At 34.9% G+C, this 7,303-nt stretch carries 6 protein-coding genes; 5 read left to right on the top strand and 1 reads right to left on the bottom strand.

What is annotated here, in order from left to right:
• Window positions 1–151 precede the first annotated feature (151 nt).
• The 5 genes from HX124_RS14980 (at window position 152) to bamJ (HX124_RS15000) (ending at window position 5,509) form a co-directional block, all read left to right on the top strand.
• A complete protein-coding gene (locus HX124_RS14980; RefSeq protein WP_286383789.1) occupies window positions 152–1,255 on the top strand; it encodes a polysaccharide biosynthesis/export family protein in 1,104 nt (367 codons plus the stop codon).
• Complete coding sequence (locus tag HX124_RS14985) at window positions 1,255–1,683, top strand: low molecular weight protein-tyrosine-phosphatase (RefSeq protein ID WP_286383790.1); 429 nt, start codon at window positions 1,255–1,257, stop codon at window positions 1,681–1,683. Before HX124_RS14980 ends, HX124_RS14985 begins: the two co-directional genes overlap by 1 nt.
• A gap of 21 nt (window positions 1,684–1,704) precedes the next feature.
• The gene (locus HX124_RS14990; RefSeq protein WP_286383791.1) at window positions 1,705–3,885 is read left to right on the top strand and encodes a polysaccharide biosynthesis tyrosine autokinase; all 2,181 of its coding nucleotides are present in this window, start codon (window positions 1,705–1,707) and stop codon (window positions 3,883–3,885) included.
• A 182-nt stretch (window positions 3,886–4,067) separates the two neighbouring features.
• Window positions 4,068–4,775, top strand: a complete 708-nt coding sequence (gene bamJ / locus HX124_RS14995; RefSeq protein WP_286383792.1) for a BamJ family beta-barrel-assembly machinery protein — start codon at window positions 4,068–4,070, stop codon at window positions 4,773–4,775.
• A gap of 41 nt (window positions 4,776–4,816) precedes the next feature.
• Window positions 4,817–5,509 (top strand): BamJ family beta-barrel-assembly machinery protein, encoded by a 693-nt coding sequence (gene bamJ, locus HX124_RS15000; protein ID WP_286383793.1) that lies wholly within the window; start codon window positions 4,817–4,819, stop codon window positions 5,507–5,509.
• Between the two features lie 64 nt (window positions 5,510–5,573).
• Here the strand turns inward: bamJ (HX124_RS15000) and murJ are convergent, their stop codons facing one another.
• Entirely contained in the window at window positions 5,574–7,124 is a 1,551-nt protein-coding gene (gene murJ, locus HX124_RS15005; RefSeq protein WP_286383794.1) for a murein biosynthesis integral membrane protein MurJ, read from the bottom strand.
• Window positions 7,125–7,303: the final 179 nt, after the last annotated feature.

The following is a 7,303-nucleotide window of genomic DNA, read 5'->3' on the forward strand; positions in this document are numbered from 1 at the left end:
AATTACATGTTTTTAACTAAAATCACTCAGTTTTATGTATTAATTATATTTATGATAATTAAGTCTAGTAGGAATTTTATTCGTAATAGCATACAATTTAAGGCATAAGGTAATTCTAAGTTACAATTTAATACAATTAAGGGTTTTGAATGTGAAGTATCCACGCACCTCACTTTTTTTAGCAGTTTCATTTTTATTTACTGGCTGTGCAATGACTTCTGGTTTACAAACCTATGATGTTCCAGACCAAGGACTATATCAAACTGATCAAGGTGCAGAACTCAATGTCGTTCAGCTCACTCAAAATACTTTACCAAGTCAAATAGGTAGTCTTGACCAATCGTTTCAAAATGTAGCGTCATTATTTCATCATCAAAATACAATTTATCGCTTAAGCTCAGGGGATATTTTATCTATTCAGCTCTGGGCTTATCCAGAAATTACACCCCCTGTAACCCAAATGACCAATGATACTTCTGTATTAGCCAATGGTTATCGTATTGATCAAAACGGTTATATTCAAGCACCTTTAATTGGTTCATACCGTGCATCAGGCAAAACTCTTTCGCAAATTAATAAAGAGATGCGTAGTTTATTTGCTCGTTACCTCAAAACACCAGATGTTGTTGTGCGTGTTTTAGCTTATGAAGGAAAACGCTATTTTGTAAATGGTCAGGTGATGAAAAGTGGACAATACACTTTAAATGATCAACCCATTAGTATTTATACTGCTTTAGGACAAGCAGGTGGTATAAATTCTCAAACAGGTGATAATACTAATATTCAATTAATTCGTAATGGGCAAACTTATAATTTAAATACCATTACTTTAGAAAAGCAGGGTTTATCTTTACATAATCTTCTCATTCAACCAAATGACACTATTTTTGTGAATGCTAAACAAGATCAAAAGCTTTATGTATTAGGTGAATCTAGTCGTACTCAAGCTGTGAATTTACGTGATCAAGGTATGACTTTAAGCGATGTTTTAGGTGAAAGTGGTGGTATTAATCCAAACTCTGCAAGTGCAGCACACATTTATGTGATGCGTACAGATTTAAATACTAAAGTATCTACGGTCTACCAATTAAATCTGAGTAGTTTTGGTAATTTTGCTTTAGCGAACCAATTTGCAATGCAAAAAAATGATATCGTTTATGTGGATGCGACTGGATTAACACGTTGGCAACGTGTCATTAACCAAATTATTCCTTTCTCTAATGCTTTATATAACATTGATCGTTTAGGGCAATAATGAAAATTCAAAATATTCTTGTCGTTTGTGTGGGTAATATTTGTCGTAGTCCCATGGCTGAGTATTTTTTAAAAAATGCTCATCCTGACCTACATATCGAATCGGCTGGCTTATCTGCGATGGTTGGACATCCTGCAGATGATAAAGCAATCGCTTGCATGGATGATCAAAGCATCGATATGCGTGGACATCTTGCCAAGCAAATTAATACACAATTAATCAAAAAATCCGATTTAATTTTAGTCATGAGTCATAATCAGCAAAAACATATTGAACAAACTTGGCCTTTTGCTAAAGGTAAAGTGTTTATGTTAGGGCATTGGCAGAATATTAATGTGCCTGACCCATATAAGCATGATCAAGCATTTTTTATTGAGACATGCAATAATATTCAACGTTATGTCACTGATTGGCAATCACATCTTTAAATTTAAATTAGTTGTAGTCATATGAACCAAAATTCAAAAACGAATGATGATACGATCGACTTAAAAGAGTTATTTTTTTCATTAATTGCTCAATGGAAAGTGATTGCCCTTTGTGTAATTTTAAGTTTGATTTGTGCATTACTCTACCTACGTGTTACTCCAAATACATATTCAACAGATGCTTTAGTTCAAGTTGAGGACAGTAAAGGAGCAGGTGCTGCTGCACTTTTAGGTGATTTATCTTCTGTTGTCGATCAAAAATCTCCAGCACAAGCTGAGATTGAAATCTTAAAATCTCGTATGGTATTAGGGCAAGTTATTCAAGACTTGAATCTCAATATTCGAATCCAAGATGATGAAGACAGCAAATTACATCGCTTACTCACACAAGATGACATCTTATTAGATTATCGTAAAGACGGCGTATTTTACCAAAAAAATCAGTCCAATTTTTTAATTAAGCAATTTGATGTGCCACTGGCTTATCAAAATAAAGCCCTAACTTTAGACTTAACGGTACCTCAACAGTTTAAGTTAATTGATATTGAAAAAGAAAAAGTTCTTTTTACGGGTAAATTAAACAAACCTAATCAGTCAAATGGCTGGAATATCTACATTGATAGTAAAGCTCCATTTAAGCAAACATTTACATTGGTTAAACAATCTTTACCTGCTGCCGTAACTTCTTTAAATGAGGACTATTCTGTTGCTGAAAAAGGTAAATTAACGGGTGTCATTGGGCTGAATTACCAAGGTCAAGACAAACAACATATTACTGAGGTTTTAAATAATATTTTACATGTATATCATGCACAAAATATTGAACGTAAAACTTTAGAGTCAAAACAAACACTCAAATTCTTAGACAAACAGTTACCTGAACTAAAAAAACAGCTTGAAGAATCTGAAATTAAGTTCAATAAATTCCGTGAACAATACAATACTATTGATGTCACGCAAGAATCTGAGTTAATGCTCAAACAAAATGTTGAATTAGAAAAAACCCGTATTGAGTTAAAACAGAAACAAGCTGAACTTTCTGCAAAATATACCGCTAGTCATCCATTAATGGCTGAAATTAATGCTCAGTTAGCTACTATTGATAAAAAAGCCAATGAGCTCAATCAGGCTTTAAAACGCCTACCTGAAACTCAACGCTTATATTTACAACTTTATCGTGATGTAAAAGTAAATAGTGAACTATATACTTCTTTACTGAATAGCTATCAACAATTAAAAATTTCTGAAGCTGGTGAAATTGGTAATGTCCGTATTATTGATACGGCTGCTGAACCCATTAAACCTATTGCACCTCGTAAACTCATTATTCTGATTCTATCTATTTTTGTGGGTGGTTTTGTTGGGGTACTCATAGCATTATTACGTAACTTAATGCACACAGGAATTAAAGATTCAACTCAAATTGAAAATGAATTAGATTTACCTGTTTATGCTACTGTGCCTCGTTCTCCTGTACAAGAAAGTCGGATTCAAATTTTAAAGAAAAAGAAATCTATTCCTATTCTTGCGGTTAAAAATACCAATGACATTGCCATTGAAAGTTTACGTAGCATCCGTACCACGATTCATTTTTCATTAGCAAATGCTAAAAATAATGTCATTGCAATTTCAGGTCCTGCACCTGAAGTCGGTAAATCATTTATTTCGGCAAACCTTGCAACTATTTTTGCTCAAGGTAATAAACGTGTTTTATTAATTGATGCTGATATCCGTCGTGGTTATTTACATAAATATTTTAATCGTGATATCACACCTGGCTTAACAGAACTCCTCAGTGGTCAAAGTACACTGGCACAAACAGTCTTTAAAACCCAAGTCGATAATTTGGATTTTATTGCACGTGGTAAAAACCAAAATAATCCATCTGAAATGCTGAGTTCTACACAATTTAAAGAATTGTTAGAGCAACTTTCTCAGCAATATGATCATATTATTTTAGATACACCACCTGTTTTAGCCGTTACAGATGGTATTATTATTTCACAATATGCAGGCGTAAATTTAGTGGTTGCACGTTATGCAAAAACTCAAATTAAAGAGCTTGAACTGACTGTAAATCGCTTTGAGCAAGCAGGCAGTAAAGTAAATGGTATTATTCTAAATGATATTAATCGAGCTTCAGGTGGCTACAGTTATGGTTATAATTATGCTTATAGCTATACAGCACAAAAAGATGATTAATCTATAAAATAATGAAAATCCAGATCTTTTGATCTGGATTTTTAATTTAAAAACCCTGTATATTTTTGGTTGATTTACACGAATATAGATACCGTTTTAGTGTAAGACATTATATGCTTTGGTAGTTCAAGCTATAATTTATATGATTAGCTCTTGTAAGATAAAAATTTTTAGGAAATATCATGAGTAAAGCCTTACCCATCGCTGTTGCTGTATTATTAGGCGGTGCTGCACTTGTTCCTGTGTATTATGCAACTCAACACCCTGTTGATGTAAATCAAAGTAGCATTTCTAAAACAGCAAAACCTGTAGAAAAAATTAGCTATGCTTTAGGTTATGAAGTTGCAAGTCAAACACCTGCTGAAGTTGATGTTGATACATTTATCAGCGGTATTCGTGATGCACATGCGAAAAAAGAACGCTTATTTACAGATGAAGAATTACAAGTTGCCTATACTGAATTCCAAAAAGAAGTGCAGGCAAAGCAACTTGCTGATGCAAAAGCAAGCGTTTCTCAAAGTGATAATTTCTTAGCTGAAAATGCTAAAAAAGAAGGAATTCAAACCACTGCTTCTGGTCTACAGTACAAAATCACTAAACAAGGTGATGGTAAAGCACCCACTGCAGAATCCGTGGTGACAGTACACTACAAAGGTCAGTTACTTGATGGAAAAGTATTTGATAGTTCGTATGATCGTGGCGAACCAATTGAGTTTCCTTTAAATCAAGTTATTCCTGGTTGGACTGAAGGATTACAATTAATGAAAGAAGGTGGAAAAGCCACATTATATATTCCATCTAAACTGGCTTATGGTGAACAAGGTGTTCCTGGTACCATTCCACCAAACAGTACCTTAATTTTTGATGTTGAATTAATTAAAGTAAAATAAATCAGTAAAGGAGAGCATTTGCTCTCCTTTTTTGGATAGATATGATGAAAAAAAGTATTGTATTAATCGGTTTACTCATGACGTATCATGCAGGTCATGCTGCAAATATTAACAACAAAAGTTCTCAAAAAGACCAACTTGGTTATAGCTACGGCTATGTCATGGGTAGAACAAATGCAGATACACTTAAAGATATTAATTTAGATGCATTCATTCAAGGTTTAAAACAAGGCTCTATTGGACAAAAAGCCAGTTTAACTGATGAGGAAATGGCAAAAGCATTAGCCCAATACAAACAGCAAAGCGAAGCGAAACAACTGATTGAGTTTCAACAAGTCGCTCAAAATAATGCCAAGTTAGGTGAAACCTTTTTAGCTGAAAATGCAAAAAAATCAGGTGTTATCAGCACAAAATCAGATTTGCAATATCAAGTTTTACAAGCAGGTCAGGGCAAAAAACCTTCAGCGAACTCTAAAGTATCCGTCAATTATGAAGGTCGTTTATTAGATGGTACTGTTTTTGATAGCTCAATTGCACGTAACCAGTCTGTTGAATTTCAAGTCAGCCAAGTCATTGCAGGTTGGACAGAAGGCTTACAACTCATGCAAGAAGGTGCCAAATATCGCTTTTTCATTCCTGCAAAATTAGCATATGGCGAAATTGGTTCAGGCGATGCCATTGGTCCAAATAGCACACTGATTTTTGATGTAGAATTATTAAAAGTTTTACCGTAAAAAATGATTTAAATAAAAAAAACATCGCCAAATTGCGATGTTTTTTATTGTCTATTATCTTTATTTAGTGTTTAAGATGACGTGGTCTAAAACCACTTGCAAATAAACCAATCGCATAAGCCAACACACCTGCTAGACAAAGCCCTACGACTTCAAGAATGCGAATCCATTGTGCAACACTGCCATCATACCAAGTTAAAGCATACCAAAGCACAGTGACCATACTGATATTGGCAATAAGAAATTGAATAAATAGCTTTTTCCAATGCGCTCCAAAACGGAAAATATTACGTTTATGTAAATAAAAATACAGCATACCCGCATTCACCAATGCAGAACCTGAAGATGCAATGGCAAGTGCCATATGTTCAGCATGCCAGTCTATGAGTTTAAAAATTCCAATAAAAACAAGGTTTAAAATTGCGTTGGCTGCAACAGCCATTAAACCAACACGTACAGGTGTTTTGGTATCTTGAATCGCATAAAAACCAGGTGCAAAAACTTTGATTAACATAAATGCCAATACCCCTGCGCTCATACATTGCAACGCCATAGCTGTCATTTGTGTATCACGTACATCAAAAGCACCATGTTGGAAAAGCGCTTGAATAATCGGGGTAGATAACATAAATAATGCAATACTTGCAGGCACACCCACTAAAACAATAACACGAGCTGCCCAATCTAGCATTTTTCTAAATTTTTCTTGATCTTGTTCAGCTTTGCTCATCGACAAAGAAGGCAAAATGACGGTACCAATGGCAACACCAATTAAGCCTAATGGTAACTCTGTCATTCGCTCAGCACTATATAACCAAGACACCGAGCCATCTTGCATGAACGATGCCCAAATGGTATTGAGCAATAAATTAATTTGCGTGACTGATACACCAAAAAGCGCAGGCAACATTAATTTTAAAATGCGTTCCACACCTTCATGTTTAAAATCAACTTTTGGTGGAATCAGTAGTTTTTTGCGCCATAATTCAGGAATTTGAATCGCAAGTTGTAAAATTCCTGCCGCAACCACTGCCCAACCCAACGCCATAATCGGTTCAGCCATATATGGAGCAAGCCACCATGCCCCTGCGATCATAGCAACATTCAACAAAACAGGTGCAAATGCAGGTGTCGAAAATGAACCATAACTATTTAAAATACTGCTCGCAAATGCTGTCAGTGACATAAACATTAAATATGGAATGGTTAAACGAAACATATCGACAGCTAAATCAAATTTAGCAGGATCATCATGGAAACCAGGTGCATAAACATACAAAATCACAGGCGCTGCAATCATACAAAATAATGTCAGCAATGACATCACCGTCAGTAAACAGCCAAAAACACGACTAATTAAGATCTGAACTTCGGCATGTAATTTTGTAGTTTTATATTCTGTTAAAATTGGAATAAATGCTTGGGAAAATGCGCCTTCGGCAAACAGCCGCCGAAAGAAATTGGGGATACGGAATGCAACCACAAAGGTGTCAAAATCCTTACCTGCACCAAAGACATTTAATAAAACCATATCTCGGACAAGTCCTAATACTCGGGACAGCATTGTCATCGAACTGACAATAAAGGTGGATCGCCACAGCGCCATTGCATTCACCCAATTAAAATAAAATCGTTATTGTAAAGAAACTCAAAATAAATATCGTTGTTAAATCATGAATGATTTATCTATTGGAGCATAAAACCTCGCCGTTCAGGGCGAGGATATAAGCGACTGGCGTAAGTCATACGACATGAAGTGTCGTATAGAATATCTTTGGGTTCTCTATTTAAAAT

This window comes from Acinetobacter sp. 226-1 (assembly GCF_030329325.1).
GTDB lineage: Bacteria > Pseudomonadota > Gammaproteobacteria > Pseudomonadales > Moraxellaceae > Acinetobacter > Acinetobacter sichuanensis.